General features: G+C 65.1%; 16 protein-coding genes. 9 read left to right on the top strand and 7 right to left on the bottom strand.

What is annotated here, in order from left to right; all coding sequences use genetic code 11:
• The first annotated feature begins 106 nt into the window (after window positions 1-106).
• Window positions 107-1744 (top strand): isocitrate lyase, encoded by a 1638-nt coding sequence (locus ACVW1C_RS09500; RefSeq protein ID WP_456758202.1) that lies wholly within the window; start codon window positions 107-109, stop codon window positions 1742-1744.
• 224 nt (window positions 1745-1968) lie between these two features.
• Window positions 1969-2496, top strand: coding sequence for a DUF4269 domain-containing protein (locus ACVW1C_RS09495; RefSeq protein ID WP_456758201.1), 528 nt, complete (start codon window positions 1969-1971; stop codon window positions 2494-2496).
• A 9-nt stretch (window positions 2497-2505) separates the two neighbouring features.
• Here the strand turns inward: ACVW1C_RS09495 and ACVW1C_RS09490 are convergent, their stop codons facing one another.
• The 7 genes from ACVW1C_RS09490 to ACVW1C_RS09460 all read right to left on the bottom strand — a co-directional run bounded on the left by ACVW1C_RS09490 (window position 2506) and on the right by ACVW1C_RS09460 (window position 11107).
• On the bottom strand, window positions 2506-3720 hold the full coding sequence (locus tag ACVW1C_RS09490; RefSeq protein ID WP_456758200.1) for a PepSY-associated TM helix domain-containing protein: 1215 nt from the start codon (window positions 3718-3720) through the stop codon (window positions 2506-2508).
• The gene (locus ACVW1C_RS09485) at window positions 3713-4738 is read right to left on the bottom strand and encodes an extracellular solute-binding protein (RefSeq protein WP_456758199.1); all 1026 of its coding nucleotides are present in this window, start codon (window positions 4736-4738) and stop codon (window positions 3713-3715) included. Before ACVW1C_RS09485 ends, ACVW1C_RS09490 begins: the two co-directional genes overlap by 8 nt.
• Window position 4739: 1 nt before the next feature.
• Window positions 4740-7064, bottom strand: coding sequence for a TonB-dependent siderophore receptor (locus tag ACVW1C_RS09480; RefSeq protein WP_456763032.1), 2325 nt, complete (start codon window positions 7062-7064; stop codon window positions 4740-4742).
• Between the two features lie 277 nt (window positions 7065-7341).
• On the bottom strand, window positions 7342-7575 hold the full coding sequence (locus ACVW1C_RS09475) for a hypothetical protein (RefSeq protein ID WP_456758198.1): 234 nt from the start codon (window positions 7573-7575) through the stop codon (window positions 7342-7344).
• 212 nt (window positions 7576-7787) lie between these two features.
• The gene (locus ACVW1C_RS09470; protein WP_456758197.1) at window positions 7788-8714 is read right to left on the bottom strand and encodes an acyl-CoA thioesterase; all 927 of its coding nucleotides are present in this window, start codon (window positions 8712-8714) and stop codon (window positions 7788-7790) included.
• Complete coding sequence (locus ACVW1C_RS09465) at window positions 8714-9829, bottom strand: hypothetical protein (RefSeq protein WP_456758196.1); 1116 nt, start codon at window positions 9827-9829, stop codon at window positions 8714-8716. Before ACVW1C_RS09465 ends, ACVW1C_RS09470 begins: the two co-directional genes overlap by 1 nt.
• A 54-nt stretch (window positions 9830-9883) precedes the next feature.
• On the bottom strand, window positions 9884-11107 hold the full coding sequence (locus ACVW1C_RS09460) for an ABC transporter substrate-binding protein (protein WP_456758195.1): 1224 nt from the start codon (window positions 11105-11107) through the stop codon (window positions 9884-9886).
• Between the two features lie 202 nt (window positions 11108-11309).
• On the opposite strand from ACVW1C_RS09460, the gene ACVW1C_RS09455 reads away from it, so the two are divergent.
• From ACVW1C_RS09455 to ACVW1C_RS09425, 7 genes are all read left to right on the top strand, one after another.
• Window positions 11310-12863, top strand: a complete 1554-nt coding sequence (locus ACVW1C_RS09455; RefSeq protein WP_456758194.1) for an acyl-CoA synthetase — start codon at window positions 11310-11312, stop codon at window positions 12861-12863.
• On the top strand, window positions 12833-13930 hold the full coding sequence (locus tag ACVW1C_RS09450; RefSeq protein ID WP_456758193.1) for a phosphotransferase family protein: 1098 nt from the start codon (window positions 12833-12835) through the stop codon (window positions 13928-13930). Before ACVW1C_RS09455 ends, ACVW1C_RS09450 begins: the two co-directional genes overlap by 31 nt.
• Complete coding sequence (locus ACVW1C_RS09445) at window positions 13927-14436, top strand: hypothetical protein (protein WP_456758192.1); 510 nt, start codon at window positions 13927-13929, stop codon at window positions 14434-14436. The genes ACVW1C_RS09450 and ACVW1C_RS09445 overlap by 4 nt, the downstream gene beginning before the upstream one ends.
• A 187-nt stretch (window positions 14437-14623) precedes the next feature.
• A complete protein-coding gene (locus ACVW1C_RS09440) occupies window positions 14624-15883 on the top strand; it encodes an aromatic ring-hydroxylating oxygenase subunit alpha (protein WP_456758191.1) in 1260 nt (419 codons plus the stop codon).
• Window positions 15883-16380, top strand: coding sequence for an aromatic-ring-hydroxylating dioxygenase subunit beta (locus ACVW1C_RS09435; protein WP_456758190.1), 498 nt, complete (start codon window positions 15883-15885; stop codon window positions 16378-16380). The genes ACVW1C_RS09440 and ACVW1C_RS09435 overlap by 1 nt, the downstream gene beginning before the upstream one ends.
• A 13-nt stretch (window positions 16381-16393) precedes the next feature.
• Window positions 16394-17188, top strand: a complete 795-nt coding sequence (locus ACVW1C_RS09430; RefSeq protein ID WP_456758189.1) for an enoyl-CoA hydratase/isomerase family protein — start codon at window positions 16394-16396, stop codon at window positions 17186-17188.
• 15 nt (window positions 17189-17203) lie between these two features.
• Complete coding sequence (locus ACVW1C_RS09425) at window positions 17204-17944, top strand: SDR family NAD(P)-dependent oxidoreductase (RefSeq protein ID WP_456758188.1); 741 nt, start codon at window positions 17204-17206, stop codon at window positions 17942-17944.

Here is a 17944-nt window from a genome sequence, read left to right as displayed (position 1 = left end):
TCGGTTTCTTGTAAGTTATGACAAGTTTTCCGCGCCAGGTCTAGCTCCCGATGACGCCGCGCGTCACAAACGGTGCAGTTATTTCGTCACCGAAGGGATCACGGACATGAACTTCCAACCGCGCGGGATCAGCGACCGGGCCATCCAGGGACCGGCTTCGTATCAGAGCGAGCTTGAGGCGGCCGAAGCGCTGCTCAAGACCAAGGACACCTGGAACGGCGTCACCGCCGAGGCCGTGGCGCGCATGCGCCTGCAGAACCGCTTCAAGACCGGTCTGGACGTCGCCCGTTACACCGCTGCGCTGATGCGCGCCGACATGGCCGCCTATGACGCCGACAGCACCAAGTACACCCAGTCGCTCGGCTGCTGGCACGGCTTCATCGCCCAGCAGAAGCTGATCTCGGTCAAGAAGCACTTCGGCACTACCGATCGCCGGTATCTGTATCTGTCCGGCTGGATGATCGCCGCACTGCGCTCCGAGTTCGGCCCGCTGCCCGACCAGTCAATGCACGAGAAGACCTCGGTGCCGGCGCTGATCGAAGAGCTCTACACTTTCCTGCGCCAGGCGGATTCCCGTGAGCTCAATGACATCTTCCGCGCGCTCGATGCGGCGCGCAAGGAAGGCGACAAGGCCAAGGAAAAGGCACTGATCGAGAAGATCGACAACTTCCAGACCCACGTCGTGCCCGTGATCGCCGACATCGACGCCGGCTTCGGCAATGCCGAGGCGACCTATCTGCTCGCCAAGAAGATGATCGAGGCGGGCGCCTGCGCCCTGCAGATCGAGAACCAGGTCTCGGACGAGAAGCAGTGCGGCCACCAGGACGGCAAAGTCACCGTGCCGCACGAGGTGTTCATCGCGAAGATCCGCGCTTGCCGCCATGCGTTCCTCGAACTCGGCGTCGAAGACGGCATCATCGTGACCCGTACCGACTCGCTCGGTGCCGGCCTGACGCAGCAGATTGCCGTGAGCCACAAGCCCGGCGACATCGGCGACCAGTACAACAGCTTCCTCGATTGCGAGGAAGTGACGGCTGCCAATGCGCGCAATGGCGACGTCATCCTCAACCAGAACGGCAAGATGATGCGTCCGAAGCGTCTGCCCAGCAATCTCTACCAGTTCCGTCCCGGCACCGGTGCGGATCGTTGCGTGCTCGACTGCATCACCTCGCTGCAGAATGGCGCCGACCTGCTGTGGATCGAGACCGAGAAGCCGCATATCGAGCAGATCGCCTCGATGGTCGATCGCATTCGCAAGGTCATTCCGAACGCGAAGCTCGCCTACAACAACTCGCCGTCGTTCAACTGGACGCTCAACTTCCGTTGGCAAGTCTACGACGCGATGAAGGAAGCCGGCCAGGATGTCAGCAAGTACAACCGTGCCGAGCTGATGAAGGCGGAGTACGACGAGACGCCGCTGGCGAAGGAAGCCGACGAGCGTATCCGCACCTTCCAGGCGGATTCGGCCAAGCGCGCCGGCATCTTCCACCACCTGATCACGCTGCCGACCTATCATACGGCTGCGCTCTCGACCGACAATCTCGCAAGGGAGTATTTCGGCGAGCAGGGCATGCTCGGATACGTCAAGAACGTGCAGCGCGCGGAGATCCGTCAGGGCATCGCCTGCGTGAAGCATCAGAACATGGCGGGCTCCGACATCGGCGACGATCACAAGGAGTACTTCGCCGGTGAGGCCGCCCTCAAGGCGGGCGGCGCGCACAACACGATGAACCAGTTCGGCTGATCGATCGAACAGGTCATTTGGACATCGGCTGGACAGGCGGGATTGCGAGGCAGTCCCGCCTGTCTGCTCGTTTGGCGGGGCGATTTCGACCACGGTGACGCGGTCTAATTCGCCCTGTAGCGTTTGCAAGACCGTTCCGTCGGGCTTCCGCCCGCTTGTCGAGGTTCCCTCATTCCACGCCAGCGTGGTATTGCCTCGCTGCGACCTCGAGGGCATGCCACGCGATGACTATCGGGCATTATGCATCCGCCGTCACCAGCTCCGCCGTGATGGAGCTGCTCAAGCCGTTCGATCCGCGCATCGTCGGAACGCTGCCGCTCGGCCTTGCCGTGCCGGGCAGCGACATCGATATCGTCTGCCATGCGCCCGATCCGAATGCTTTCGCGGACATCGTTTGGACCTACTACCGATCGGCTGATGATTTCGTGCTCTACCGATGGACCTCGGGAACGCGGCCGGCCATTGCCCGCTTTGTGTGGGATGGCTGGCCGTTCGAACTGTTCGGTGACCTGCGTCCGGTCGATCAGCAGCAGGGCTGGATCCATTTCGAGGTCGAGCGGCGGCTGCTCGCGCTTGATGACGGACGGCTGCGGCGAGCCGTCGGCAAGTTGCGGGCAGATGGCCTCAAGACCGAGCCTGCGTTCGCCGCCGTGCTCGCCATACCGGGCGATCCCTATCGCGGGTTGCTCGAACTCGCGGCCGAAACGGACGCCGCGTTGTGCGCCCGGCTCGCGGCGTGCGGTCTCAGCTGATCGCGAGCTTCATTCGCCCGGTACGAGGTGGCCCATCGGCTCTCGCGCGAGGCGCCGGTGCCTGCGGCGGGACAGATAGAGCAGCAGACCGGTCACGGCGAACAGCGGCATCATGGCGGCGGCCAGCATGAAGGCGAGCTTGCCGGGCCAACCCAGGATGGCGCCGCGGTGGATGTCGAGCACGCCGGCAAGGATGCGCTCGCCAAACGTCTTGTCCGCGTAACGATCCGACGAGATGACGCGCCCGGTGACGGCATCGATCCGCAATTCGTCGCGCACGCTTTCGAGCGACGAATCCCGCGGCCATGACCGCACGCGCACCGCCGTGCCCGCGCCGGCCGGCAGGGTCAGCAGGACCCGTCCGTAATCGTTGCTCTCCTGCTGCAGGAACGTGCTCCAGACACGATCGAAGGCGAGCGGCTTTGCTTCGGCCTTCGCCTCGGTTTTGGCTTCGCCCCCGCCTGCGGCGGCCGCCGCGCCGCGTGGTGGCTTAGGCTGCATCGCCGCATCCGTGGCTTGAGGCCGCGCCAGGAGCCAGTTGGCGCCGGCCTTGTACCACTCGAACGAGTACCACAGACCGGTCAGCGTCATCACCAGATAGACCGGCAGCACCCAGGTGCCGATCACGGCGTGCAGCGAGCGGTGCAGGCCGCGCCCGCGCAGGCCCAGATTTGGCTTCAGCCACATCTTCACGCTGCGCGCGCGATGCGGCCAGCGCAGCACGAGGCCGGTGATCAGCATCACGATCAGGCAGATCGCGGCGGACCCGGTGATCTTGCGTCCCATGCCGTTGCCGTCACCCGGCAACAGCAGCCAGCGATGCAGCTTGCGGACGGTGGCGAAGAAGTCCTCGCCGCGCGGCGAGCCGAGCAAATGTCCGTCATAGGGATCGACGTAGACCGAGGAGGGACGCGCGCCGCCTTCGCTGCGGGCGAAGCGGATGCGTGTGGCCGCTGACGGGTCGCTCGCCATCGTCACGGCGGAGGCCCTGCCGAAGTCGCCGGCCGACTGCAGCCGTGCGACCAGCTCATCCGGTGTCAGCCGCCGCGTCGCACTGGCGTCGACGCGCATGATGTGGCTGTTCAGGCTGGCCTCGATCTCGTCCTCGAACGCCATCGTCGCGCCGGTGATGCCGACCACAGCCCACAGCAGCGCCAGCGCGAGGCCGGCGAGGGAGTGGAGCTGCAGCAGCGCGGCCTTGATCGGGCGGCGGACATCATTCATCGAATCCGGCCTTTCGGATCAGTGCGATTGCGGCCGCTTGATGCGCGGCAATCTCGTCGATAGGGAGAGCATCGGCAGCGAACGATCCGATTCCCTCCACGATCGCCGCCCGCTTTGCGGTCGCAAGCACGGGGTACTCTAGCTCGGCGGTGGAGAAGATGGTTTGGGCCTCGGGTGTGACGAGGAATTCGAGGAACGCGCGTGCCGGGGCCGGATGCGGTGCGTGCCGGGCAATCGCTGCGCCCATCAGGTTGACGTGACTGCCGCCGCCCGCGAGCTCGGTCGGCACCGCCTTCACGGCGTCCGCCCATGCGCGCCAGTCATTGCCTTCGCGGCCGTCGCGGAGCTGCGCGAGCGCGACCGTGTTGCCAATCCCGATGTCGCAGCGCCCTTCCGCGATCTCGCGGATCACGTCGTTGTCCTTGCCGTTCGGCTTGTGGACGAGATTGGCCTTCAGCCCGGCGAGCCAGCTCTCCGTCGCATCTGTCCCGTGATGCGCAAGATAGGCCGCGATCAGCGCGACATTGTTCTGGTGCAGCGCCGGTCGCATACCCAATTTGCCGCGCCATTTGGGATCGGCGAGCTCTTCGTAGCTGACCGCGGCGAGCGGGTTGTCCTTGCGTGCGAACACCACACGCGGACGGATCGCGAGCGCGATCCGCTGGCCGTCGTTGCCGCGCAGGTTAGCCGGAACCGCCTGGATAAGCGCCGGCGATATAATCGCCTGCGTCAGCCCGCGCGCAGCAAGCTGGGTCGTCTTGTCGAGACCGATGGTGAGCAGGACATCCGCGGGCGAATGGTCGCCTTCCGCTGTCAGTCGCTTGACCAGGCTGTCCTCGACGAAGACGGTCTTGACCTTGGTGCCGGTCGCTGCCGTGAAGGCCGCGATAACAGGCTCGACCAGATTGGCTTCGCGGGTCGAGTAAAGCGTCAACTCGTCGGCGCGGACCGGGGTGCAGGCGCACGCGAGCGCGGCCAGGGCGGCCAGCAGTCCGATCGCTGTCCGTGCCGTGGCCATGCTAGAATTTCACCGTCGCCGAAAGCGAGAAGCGCCGCGCGTCGCCCATCGCCACGGCCAGATTGCTGACGGCCGAGGGATAGTAGACGGTATCGAACAGATTCTTGACGTTGAACTGATAGACCACCGGGAACGTCTGGACCTTGGTCTCGTAGGTCGCAAATACATCCGCGACGGTGTAGGCCGGCAGCACGAAGCTGTTCGCGGCATCGCCGGGCCGGTCGCCGACATAGCGCGCGCCGCCGCCGAGACGCAGACGTCCGGGCAGAGTGGTGCCGAAATCATAGACCAGATAGAGCGAGGCGGTGTTGAGCGCGACGTTCTGCAGCGCCCTGCCGACGAGCACCGGATCTTCGGTGACGCGCGCATCGGTATAGCCGTAGCTGCTGATCATGCTCCAATTGTCGGTCAGCCTGCCGGTGACGTCGAACTCGACGCCGCGCGAGCGGACCTTGCCGGCGGTGCGGTACTCGACAATGCTGGTGGCAGGGTTGAGCTGCGAGACCAGCACGTTCTTCTTGTCGATATCGTAAAGCGCAAGCGTGCCGGAGATGCGCTTGTTGAAGTCGAACTTGACGCCGGTCTCCCACTGGGTGCCCTCTTCCGGGGCGATGTTGGAGCCGATCACGACGCCTCCGGTGAGCGGCGCGATGGTCGAGGTCGGCTTCAGCGACTGGGTGTAGCTCGCGTAGAGCGAGACCTCGTCGGTGAGCTTGAGGATCGCGCCGCCGAGCGGCAGCACCTTGTCCTGCGAGACGTTGGTGTTGGTGATGAAGGGCCGTCCCTTGCCCGCGATCTGGTCGTAGTCCATGTAGCGCACGCCGCCGACCAGCGCGAAGCGCTCGGTCAGATGCAGCGTGTCTTGGAAGAACAGCGACCACTGGCCGAGCTTGTCGGTCTGGGCGCTGTCGACCGCGGACACGGTGGTACCCGGCGTGATCAACCCATAGACCGGATTATAGAAGTTGAAGCTCGGCGTCGCCTGCCGGATCAGGTTGTCGCGGTAGATCGTGCGGTACTGGCCGTCGCCGCCGAACAGCACCTCGTTGCGGAAACCGCCGAGCCAGACGTTGCCCTGCAGATAGGAGGTGCCGTAGCTCGCATTGCTGAGCGAGCCCTGCGTGCCATCATTGCTGCGGGTCTCGACGCCGGTCTTGGTGTTGATGCCGGTGATGCGGAGCTGATTGGCGCTGAAGGTCTCGGTGTCGTAGCTGTAGGCCGCGAACAGCTTCCAGTCCTGGTTCAGCCGGTGCTCGACCGAGGCCTGCATCAGGTCCGAGGTGCCCCACATGTTGTTGAAGGGCTCGTCGAGCCGGCGCGTCGCCAGCGGCGCCTTGGTCACGGGATCTAATGCGGTGCCGCGGTCGAACGGCGTGATGAACTCGCGGTGCTCGTAGTTGAGCTGGACGGTGGTGTTCTCGCCGTACCAGGCCAGCGACGGCGCGACCAGCATTTCGCGGTGCCGCCCGAAATTTCGCCAATAGTCCTCGCTCACGCCATAGCCGATGAAGCGATAGGCGAGGCCGCCATTACCGATCGGGCCGGTGATGTCGATGGTGCCGTCGGCGCCGGTCCTCGAGTTGGCAAAGGTCGAGCCGAGCAGGGTGACCGAGCCGTGCTGATAGAGCTCGGGGCGCTTGCTGATCGTGTTGACGATGCCACCGGGATCCATGATGCCGTAGAGCAGCGAGGCCGGACCCTTAAGCACCTCGACGCTTTCGACCGTGGCATTGAGGCTGCGGCCCTGCACCAGCGGCATGCCGTTGCGCATGATCGAGCCGTCGCGGTTGTCGCCGAAGCCGCGGCGGATCACGGCATCCTGGGTGCCGGCCAGCGTGTTGGTCTGGGTGACGCCGCTGACATTGGCCAGCGCGTCGTCGAGGTTGCGCGGCAGCTGATCCTTCAGCACCTGCTCCGGCACGACGTTGACCGTCTGCGCGGTGTCGAGCGGCGAGGCGCCGCTGCGCAAGGTGGTTGAGCTCGGCATCGCGCGATAATGCAGCTTGGCTTCGTTCAGCACGGCGGCGGCAGCTGCCGCACGCTCCGATGGTGTCGGCGGCGTCGGCTGGGCATTTCGGCTGCGCTGCCGTGCCGCGGCGGCCGACTGCGTTCGCGGTGCGGACCGCGCCGAACTGGCTGCGGGCTTGCGCTTCTGTGTCGGTTGCTCGACCGTGACCGGCGGCAAGGGGACGCTCGATTGGGCGCTTGCCGGCGTCACCGCCGAGGAGATGTCGGCGAGCAGGAATACTGCGCCGATCAGCAGATGTGTATGGCCCTTGTCGGCGGCATTTCGACGGTCGCCGACAATCCGGCCATCAGCAATCACAGGCACTCTGCACTTCCGATTCACGCGAACTCATTCACGCCGCGCCTCTAGCAGTCGGCGCGCGCGAAAAGAACCGGAGCAGACTTGAATCCCTCTAACCGGATTGGATTTGAATCGTTCTAAGACGTAACGGAGCTCGCGCGTGTGCGCGAGCCCCGCATCTCATGACTTGATTTCACGTTCGCGCGTCAAATGGTCGCGCGATCCTCGCATGAGGTGAGCGGTCGTTGTCCTCTCACGCCTCAAGCGCAGGATTGCTCATGTGGCGCGATGCGCCTTACGACATTGCCAGGCTGACGGGCGCCGAGCCGACCATCCCCGTGCTCACGCCGCCGCGTGCCATCGATTCGATTGCGGTCCAGTTCTCGCGGAAGATCCGCGCGGCCTCGTTGGCACTTTCCGCCTGGATCGTCAGACTGCACGCGCGTCTCGCGCCATTGCTGGCCAGCTGGAAGTAGAGAACATAGCCAGACGGTTCCGCGCTCCGTGCGCCCGACGGTGCCTGCTGCATGTAGGTTTTCCCCAATCGTGTTTTTGTTGCGCCACCCGCGGGCAGGATTGGACCGAGATGCGGCGCAGTCGTGGTTCAAAACGCGCAATCTGCACGATCGCGCATTTTGTCTGCCGGTGTTGCCGGGATTCAACACACGGTGGAACCGATCACGCGCAACGGCTGCAACTCAGGCCGCGATCACCACGCGCGTTCAACTCTCGCGGCGTGGCTTACGCATCGCCATCCGGATGCACCATCAGGGTTTCCTGGATCGAGGTCGCGAGCATCGACCCATCGCGATCGTGGACGCGTGCGATCGACAGCCCGCGGCCGCCATCGGCGGATGGGCTCTCGGTTTCGACATGCATCCAGGCGTCGGGCGAGAATGCACGATGAAACCAGATGCAATGGTTGAGGCTCGACAGATAGAGCGGCGCGCGCGACTGCAGGTCGCGGAGATGGCCGCCGACGCTGGAGAAGTTGAGCCACCAATCCGAGAGATAGGCGAACACCGCGGCCTGGGCGCGGGAACCGGCGGCGAGCGGCTGCCGGCATCTGATCCAGAAGCGCAGGCGCGGCTCTGCCGTCGCGGCCGAGAGCTGACGTTCAATCTCGGGGATGCGGAAATCCATGCTGGGCTTGATCTGCGGCGAATAAGGACCGAGCGGTCGTAGCTGCGCCATCAGCTCGTCGGGGATCACGCTCAGATCGGGCAGGCTCTCGGGATCTTCCGGCGGCGCAAACGGCGCTGCGTGTCGCGGGCCAGGCTGGGCTGCGCAGAACGTGGCCTGCGCGCTCACGACGGTACGGCCGTCCCCCTGGCTGCCGACGACGTGGCGGGAGGAGAACCGCTTGCCGTCCTGCAGAACCTCCGCGTCAAACGTGATGCGCCGGGTGGGATCGGCGCCGCGCAGGAACAAGAGCTGCAGCATCGCCGCCGGGCGATCTTCGGGCGCGCTGAGCGTCGCGGCCATCATGGCCTGGCCAAGGATCTGGCCGCCGTAGGAACGCCCGTTGAGATTGCCGTCGCCGAAGCGGCTGCGATAGCGGAGCGGCGCAATGGTCTCGAGCGAGACCAGCGCCTCGGCGGCCTTGTCGTCCCACGGATCGCACGCGGCCTCATTACCCTCCGCGGCGTGGATGTCTTGCCCGTCCATCACATCGCCGGGAATTTCTGCGGTCCCGGATAGAGCGGATAGCCGGCGGCGACGCCATATTCGCTGATGCCGAATCCGGTCTCGTTGCCGCTTTCGAGCCGGACGACATGGTCCGACAGCGTGCGCGCGATGGCGCGCGTTGCCGCGTCGTCGAGGTTCCAGATGTCGTGCGCTGCATGGTTCTCGCCGCGGTCGTCGCCTTGGGTCCAGCCTTGCAGGCCGCCATACATGCCGGCCTTGAGATAAAATCGCGTCGGCAGTCCGTGCATCCTGACGCGGCGCGGCTCGCCGTGATCGAAGCCGAAGGTGAAGTCTGCCACAGCGATGGTCTGGCCGAGCGGATCGTCGGCCCATTCGATCGCGTGCTCGACCGAGGTCACCTCGCGATGCGAAACCGATCCGTCGGCTTCGCGGCGGAACTCGCTACCCGAGAGGTAATGCGGTTTGCCCGGTGTGCGCTCCTTGATGAAGATCGACAGCGCCGACGTCTCGAACTGGAACATCGACCAGGTCCAGAAGAAATTGCGATGGGCTGCAACCGGCGGCCTGGTCTCGTCGGTGCGCATCTCGGAGCGCAGGCCCCAGGAGCGGTCGCGCTGTCCCCACCACAGTTCCGGTTCGATGTTGGTGCGCTTGCCGTCGGCGACGATCCAGCCGCGCCAGCGGCCGAATTGCGAGACGCGCGCAAGGTCTTCCTCGACGACGCCGTTGCGCTCGCGAAAGTTCTGCTTCTCCTGCGCCGCCGGAAAGCTCGCCTTGAACTCGAGCTGAAAGCTGATTCCGGACGGATTGTCGGCGAGCGACAGCCGATGCAGGCCCATGCCCTCGACGATCTCGATCTTGAGCCCACCGACTTCGGTCTCCAGCGGACGCGCCCCGAGCCGGCGCGAGGCACGGAAATTGTGCTGGCGACGGCCGATGGTGATGCCGGCAAAGCCGTCCATCACGTTGCGGTTCGGGTAATAGCCGAGCCCGATGTCGATCAGCAGTTCGCTGCCGTCGATCGGATGCGCGGTGTACCAGTAGCGCTCGGTAAATCTAATGTCTCCGTCGCCTGCCTTGGCAAACGGCTGCGGCGTCTGGTGGCCGATGAGATCGTCCTGGGCTGTCAGCATTGTTCTTGTCCTTGTGTTTGAGCCGGCTCGGTCAGTCGGATGCGAGGCGCAGGATCAGTCCTTGGCCGGGCCCGCGCCCACGATGTCGCCGAACAGCACCCAGGTCTTGCCGTCGAAGCGGGCGAAGCGGCGTTCGGTGATCGCCGCGTAATCCTGCGGCGTGGTCTGGATGGTGATGCCCGGGAGCAGCATCGGCAGCTCGATGCCGCTGAGGTTGGTGGCCTGCTTGAGCACATTCTCCCGCGTGAGATTATCGCCGCAGCGCTGCAGGATGATCGCGCCGAGTTGCGCCGTGGTGTAGCCCGTCACCGCGATCACGTCGTTCGGGTCCATGCCCGGCATGTATTTGGCGGCGAAGGCGAGATAGTCGGCCATGCCCTTGTCATTGGCCCAGGCCGGATCGTTCGGCGTCTTGTAGGAGGTCGTGGTCAGAATGCCGGTCGAGGCCTCGATCCCTGCCGGCATCAGCACGCCGGCGATCGAATTCGCGGTCGAGCCGAGGAAGATCAGCGGCTTCCAGCCGAGCTCGTGGATCTTGCGGATCGCCATCGAGGCGAATTTGTTCTGCGCGGCGATCAGGATGGTGTCGGCGCCGGACGCCTTCAAATTCACGATCTGGGAGTCGATCGTGGGCTCGGTCGATTGATACATCGCCTCCTTGACGATCATCGTGTCGGCTTTCGCGCCCAGTCCTTCCTTCAGGCCAAGGACAAAATCCTTGCCGATGTCGTCGGCCTGCAACAGCACGCCGATCTTGGCGTCCGGCTTCTCGCGCAGGACGTAGCGCGCGATGATGCGGGATTCGTTGACGTAGGTCGGCGAGTAGGGCGTCGTCCAGGGAAACTGCTTGGGATCGTTCCAGCGGGTGCCGCCGCTCTGCACCAGGAGCTGCGGGACGCCGTTGCTGTTGAGGTATTTCTGGATCGCGGCGTTGGTCGGCGTACCGAACGGCGCCATGATCGCGAGCACCTTGTCGTTCTCGACCAGCGCGCGCGTCACCTCGACGGTCTTGGGCGGGCTATAGGCGTCGTCGCGGGTTACGAAATTGATGTGGCGGCCGTTGATGCCGCCTGTCTCGTTCAGCATCGTGAAATAGGCGAGCATGGTCTTCGGGAAGCTCGCATAGATCGACGCCGGTCCGCTGTAGGGCGCATTGGCGCCGAGCAGGATCTCGGTGTCGCTGACCCCGGGACCGTAGGCCTTCTGGGCGTTCGCTGTTCCGAGCGCGCCGGTGAGCGCGAACGCCCACACTGCAAGCCTGACGATTGGCTTCCGCATCTTCCCCTCCCATGACGCCCTCTTTTGCGGGGCTCGTTGATCCCTACGGCGGGGCCCTCAAGGGCTTTACCCGTCGCGTTGGTTATGTAATAATAGACCGTCTGTCCGGATTATCAACTTAAATCTCCGGGCGGCGTATCGGCTTCACGCATGACGGAAACATCCGCAGGCGCGCGCGGCCGCATGGCGTTGAGGAGGAAACATGAAGCTGACGCAGGCGCTCATCTCGGCGGTGCAGTTGCGCAAGGATGCGCCCGGTACCATCCATGCCGGACGGTCGCGGAGCTGGAAGCAGATCGGCCAACGCGTCGCCTGTGCCGCGGGCGGACTGCGGCGACTCGGCGTCGAGGCCGGCGATCGCGTTGCGATCCTTGCGCACAACAGCGACCTCTATATCGAGGCGCTCTATGCCATCGCCTGGGCCGGTGCGGTTGCAGTGCCGCTCAACACCCGTTGGGCGGTCGCGGAGAACGCCTATGCGATCGACGATTCCACGGCAAAGCTGTTGCTGGTCGACAAGGCCTTTGCCGAGATCGGCTCGGCGCTCCGTGGCGCGAAATCACTCACCGCGATGGTCTATCTGGACGAGGGACAGGTTCCCGACGGCATGCAGGGCTATGACGAGCTCATCGCGCATGCGCCGATCGAGGATGCATCCGGCGCTTACAACGATCTCGCAGGCATCTTCTACACCGGCGGCACCACCGGCTTCCCCAAGGGCGTGATGCTGTCGCATACCAACATCATCTATGAATCGTTGGTCTGGATCTATGCACTCCGTTTCCGCGAGGACACGCGATATCTGCACTCGGCCGGGATGTTCCATCTGGCCGGCACCTCGCCGATGATCGCGCTGACTTTGGTCGGCGGCACCCATGTCACGATCCCGAAATTCGAGCCCGAGCTCGCGATGCGGACCATCGCCGAGCACAGAGTGGACTACTGCCTGTTCGTGCCGACCATGCTCAACATGATGCTCAATCATCCGTCGTTCGGCAGCTATGATCTGAGCAGCGTCAGGGATTGCGAGTATGGCGCGTCTCCGATGCCGGATGCGCTGCTGGTCAAGCTGATGCGCGTGCTGCCGAGCTGGCGCTTTCACCAAGGCTACGGCATGACCGAGAGTGCGGCGCTGGCGACGATCCTGCCGTGGGAGTACCACGCGCTGGAAGGGCCGCTGGCGGGCAAGCGCAAATCGGCAGGGCGGGCGGCGCCGGGCGTCGAAGTCCGCATCATCGATCTCGCGGGCAACGAGGTGCCGCGCGGCACGGTCGGCGAGATCGCGATCCGCGGCGCCGGTGTGATGCTCGGATATTGGCGCAAGCCGGAAGAGAGCGCGCGCGTGCTGCGCAATGGCTGGCTGCACACCGGCGACGGCGCCTGGATGGACGAGGACGGTTTTGTCTATATCGTCGATCGCCTGAAGGACATGATCGTCTCGGGCGGCGAGAACGTCTATTCCGGCGAAGTGGAGAACGCCATCTTCCAGCACGAGCACGTCAAGGAATGTGCCGTCATCGCGGTGCCCGATCCGCAGTGGGGCGAGGCGGTGCACGCCATCGTGGTGCCGAAGGACGGCGCACGGCTCGATTCCGACATGGTGATCGCGCATTGCCGCACCCTGATCGCCGGCTACAAATGCCCGCGCTCGGTCGACATTCGCCTCGAGCCGCTGCCGCTGACCGGCTCCGGCAAGATCATGAAGTCGGCGCTGCGCGAGGAGAAGTGGCAGGGCTATACGAGGTCGGTCAATTGATGCAGGACGTTGCGAAACGATCCGATGATGTGTCGGACGCGCCGGAGCCTGTTCGTCCGGTCACAGTCAACGACGACGCCGTGCGCGCGGCGCTCGCGCAGCATCTGTCGCGGATCTCCGGGAGTCGGACGGAGATCGGGAGCTTCGGCCGCAAATCGTCCGGCTTCTCCTGGATCACCTATGCTTTCGTGGCGCGCTCTGCGGCTGACGGGGATCGCAAGCTGATCCTGCGCGTCGGTCCGCCGAACGGGCTGTTTGCGCCTTACTCGGTGCTGCCGCAGGTCTATGCGTTGCAGTCGCTGGCCGGCAGCGGCGTGCCGGTTCCGGCGCTGGTGTCATCAGAACAGCAGGGCGCCGAGATCGGCTTTCCTTTCTTCATTTGCGCGCATGTCGAGGGCGACGTTCCCGCGCCCTGGGCGGCGAGCGAACTCGATCCGGACCACAAGCGCGCGATCGCCCTGCAGTTCGTCGAAATCCTGGCGTCGCTGCACCGGATCGACCCATGCGGAACGCCATTCGGATCGCTGCAGCAGGGCGGAGAACGCGCCGAAGTTCGCGCGATCGCCGGCTGGCGTGCGTCGCTGGCGCGTCCAACGGCGCGCTATTATCCGCTGCTCGATTGGGGCGGACGCTGGCTTGAGGACAACTGCCCGCAGCCGCCATGCCGCACCATCGTGCATGGCGACTACCGGATCGGGAACTTCATCGAGCACAACGGGCGGATCACCGCCATTCTCGATTGGGAGCTCACTCACCTCGGCGATCCCCATGAGGATCTGGCCTGGGCGATGATGCCGACCTTCAATGCCAGGAGCCGGAAACTCTATGGCGTGCTCGAGCGTACTGAGGTCATGGATCTCTATCAGCGCGCCTCCGGCATTGCGGTCTCGGACAAGAGCCTCGCCTTCTACGAGGCCTATGCGCTGTATCAGGCCGCGGCGATCCAGATGTGTGCGGTGCGCGCCTTCGAAGTCGACCGCTTCAACGACATGCGCCTTGCGGTGATGGCAAGCCAGATGCCCTCGATCGTACGGGCCTTCGAGCGCGCATTGGAGGCTGCTGCATGAGTGTATCCTTCGAGCGGCTGATCGACGGCATCATCGATGCCCTGCACAGCCATGTCGTACCGAACAGCAGCGACGATTTCGTCCGCGGGCAGGTGTTCTCCGCGATCTACGCGCTGAACGGGTTGAAGCTCGCGGCCGACTGGAAGGCCGGGCCGCTGCTGGAGCAGGTGCGTCTGCAGGACGATACTTTTGCTGCGGTCAAACGATTGGCGGACGGCATGATGCATCCGGAGACTCCAGCGATGCCGCGCATCCGAAGCGACATGTCCGACGCTGCCGCGATCGAGGCGCTGCGCGACGACGGGGATCGGCAGCTGGGGCACCTCCTGCTCTGGGCGAGCGGTGCGGACGCGCGCGCAGCCAATCGCGATCGCGCGACCGGGATCGAGCAGCTGCTGCGGCGGTCCATCTGTGACCAGCTCAAGATCGAGCTTGCAACGACGCCGAAGTCGATGCTGCAGCAGATCGCGGGCGGCGAACGCGATGGCGGCGCGGCGCAGGGCTGAGGCGATTGTGCCGCTGTCCACGGGGGATTGCATCGTTATGCGCTGCTCCGGGAACCAGGCGCGGTGTTCGCAAACAAGCTTGCCCGCCCATCGCGCCCGTGCTATTCATTGACCGAACGGTCGTTCGGATTATTATTGGCGGCCGGTGAAGGCATCCGCGCAAGCGGCCGGCGAGGGAAACGGAGCGATGAACATGATGACCGGCGTCTCGCCGTGGGAGCGTTTGATCCGGCCCGACCGGGTGCATGGATCGCTCTATACCGATCCTGAGATCTTCGAGGCCGAGCTCAAGAACATCTGGTACCGGACCTGGATCTATGTCGGGCACGAGAGCGAGGTCCCGAACACCAACGACTACGTCGTCAAGTCGATCGGTCCGCAATCCGTGATCATGACGCGCGACGAGCAGGGCAAGGTCAATCTGCTGCTCAACCGCTGCTCGCATCGCGGCAATCAGGTCTGCTCCTTTGAGCGCGGCAATGCGCGCTCGTTCACCTGTCCGTTCCACTCCTGGACCTTCGCCAATGACGGCCGGCTGGTCGGCTATGCCTTCCCCGATGGTTACGAAGGACAGGACAAGTCGCAGCTCGCGCTCGGGCGGGTGACGCGCGTCGAGTCCTACCGCGGCTTCGTGTTCGGCTCGTTCGCGGCCGATGGCCCGACGCTGAAGGAACATCTCGGCGGCGCCGCCGAGACCATCGATCGCCTGGTGCGCACCTCGCCGGAGGGCGAGGTCGAGATCACGGCGGGTTTCCTCAAGCATCGCGTCAAGGCGAACTGGAAGTTCATACTGGAGAACGAGTGCGACGGCTATCACCCGGCCTTCGTGCACACCTCGATCTTCGGCGTCGCCGACAGCATGATCGGCAAGCTCTATGGCGGTGCCTCGACCGCGCTGACGCGCGATTACGGCAACGGCCATACCGAGATCGACTTGCGGCCCGAGTTCCGCAAGCGCGATGCGCCGATGAGCTGGTTCGGCACCAGCGAGGAGCGCCTGCCGGACTATACGGCGCGGATGAAGGCCGCTTATGGCGACACCGCGGCGCGCGAAATCATGATCGACGGCACGCCGCATGTCATGATCTTCCCGAACCTGTTCATCGCCGAGATCCAGATGTTCGTGATCCAGCCGCTCGGCGTCGACGACAGCGTGCAGCACGTCACCGCGCTGCAATTCAAGGGCGCGCCCGATCTGAACCGCCGGCTGCGCCAGCAGACCATGGGCTCGGTCGGCCCAGCCGGCTTCCTGCTCGCGGATGATTCCGAGATGTACGAGCGCTGCCATCGCGGCGTGCTGGCGCGCAATCCGGAATGGATATTCCTCGGCCGCGGCGAGAAGCGCGAGCGGCAGGATGAGCTCGGCTTCACGGTCGGCCACGTCACCGACGAGGTGCCGTCGCGCGGCATCTGGACCCATTATCGCAAGCTGATGGAGCCTAACTGATGCTGTTGCGCGAGAGCAGCGCCACGTTGATGAGCGCCATCACCGCCTTTCTCTATCGCGAGGCGCGGTTGCAGGACGAGCATCAATACGAGGCCTGGGAAAAGCTCTGGACCGACGACGGCGTCTATTGGGTGCCGGCCAACGGCGCCGACATCGATCCTGAGCGGCAGATGTCGATCATCTACGACAACCGATCGCGTATCGCGCTGCGCGTCCGGCAGCTGATGACCGGCAAGCACTTCACCCAGACGCCGCAATCGAACCTGCGCCGGCTGATCTCCAACATCGAATTGATGGATGAGCAACCCGACAATGGTGACATTGCGGTCGCCAGCAACAGCCTGATCTTCGAGTCGAGCCTGCGCGACGACACGCTGTGGGCGGCGCGCAATGAATACCGGCTGCGGTATGTCGATGGCGAATTGCGGATGGCCACCAAGAAGGTCATCCTCGTCAACAACGACAAGGCGATCTACACGCTGTCATTCCTAGTTTAGGGAAGGTCTCGCCATGATCGACAAGGGTCCCGTTCTGCTCGACATCGCTGACGGCATCGCGCGGCTGCGGCTCAACCGGCCCGACGCGGCCAACGGCATGAGCGCCGAGCTGCTGAGCGCGTTGTGCGACGCCATCATGGTCTGCCACGGCCATCCGGATCTGCGCGTCGTGCTGTTGAGCGGCGAGGGCGCGAATTTCTGCGCGGGCGGCGATGTCCGCGCCTTTGCCTCCAAGGGCGAGAAGCTGCCCGACTATATCCGCCAGGCCACCGCGTACCTTCAGAATGCGGTGACCGGATTGCTGCGGCTCGAGGCGCCGGTGATCGCTTCGGTGCAGGGCTTTGCGGCGGGCGGCGGCGGCTTCGGCCTGGTCTGCGCCTCCGACATCGTGATTGCGGCGGAATCGGCAAAATTCCTCGCCGGCGCGACACGGGTGGCGATGGCGCCGGATGCCGGCGTCTCGGTCACGCTGTCGCGGCTGGTCGGTTTGCGGCGGGCGATGTCGATCCTGTTGACCAACCCGGTGATCCCTGCTGCGGAAGCCCTGCAGATGGGCATCGTCACCAAGGTCGTGCCCGATGCCGAGCTCGCCGATGCATCGCTCGCGCTGGCGCGCGAGCTCGCGGCCGGTGCGCCGAAAGCACTGGCAGCGACCAAGCGGCTGGTCTGGGCCGGTACCGGCACCAGCATCGAGCAGTGCCTGTCGGAGGAGGCGCGCACCGTTGCCGAACTCTCGGGCATGGCCGATGCCCGCGAAGGGCTCGCCGCCGTGATCGAGCGGCGCAAGCCCGTCTTCACGGGGCGCTGAGACGTGGAGGGCAGCTTGCCATTCGGGCGTCTCGATGGCCGCCGCGCCTTCGTCTCCGGCGGGGCGCGCGGCATTGGTGCCGCGATCGTCCGCAGCTTTGCCGGCGCAGGCGCCAGGGTCGTGATCGCCGATCTCGACGTCGCCACAGCCACGGAGCTCGCGCGTCAGACCGGCGCCGGTGTCGCCGGGCTCGATGTCAGCGATGCCACCGCCGTGCAGGCGGTGATGGCGCAGGACGGCCCGTTCGACATCGTCGTCAACAATGCCGGCGTCGATCAGCACGCCTTCTTCACCGACACCACGGCGGAGGACTGGGCCCGGCTCATCGCGGTCAATCTCACCTCCGTGCTGGCCTGCACGCACGCCGCGCTGCCGGCGATGCAGGCGGCGCGTTTCGGCCGCATCATCAACGTGACGTCGGAGGCGGCACGGCTCGGCTCCAAGGGCGGCGCGGTCTATTCCGCGGCGAAGGGCGGCGTGATCTCGTTCACCAGAAGCATCGCGCGCGAGAATGCGCGCTTTCGCATCACCGCGAACGCGATCGCGCCGGGACCGATCCGCACGCCGATGCTGGAGCAGGCCGTGGCAAAAGGCGGCGACAAGATCCTGCAGGCGATGACCGGCGCAACGCTGCTCGGCCGGCTCGGCGAGCCGGAGGAGGTTGCGGCCGCCGCGCTGTTTCTGGCGTCCGATCAGGCCGCCTATATCACCGGCGAGACGCTTGGCGTCTCCGGCGGCATGGGTATCGGCGGTTGA

The sequence above is a fragment of the Bradyrhizobium sp. USDA 4011 genome (assembly GCF_054063415.1).
Note: the sequence above shows the minus strand (reverse complement) of the source record. Positions and strands in the feature narration are given on the sequence as shown.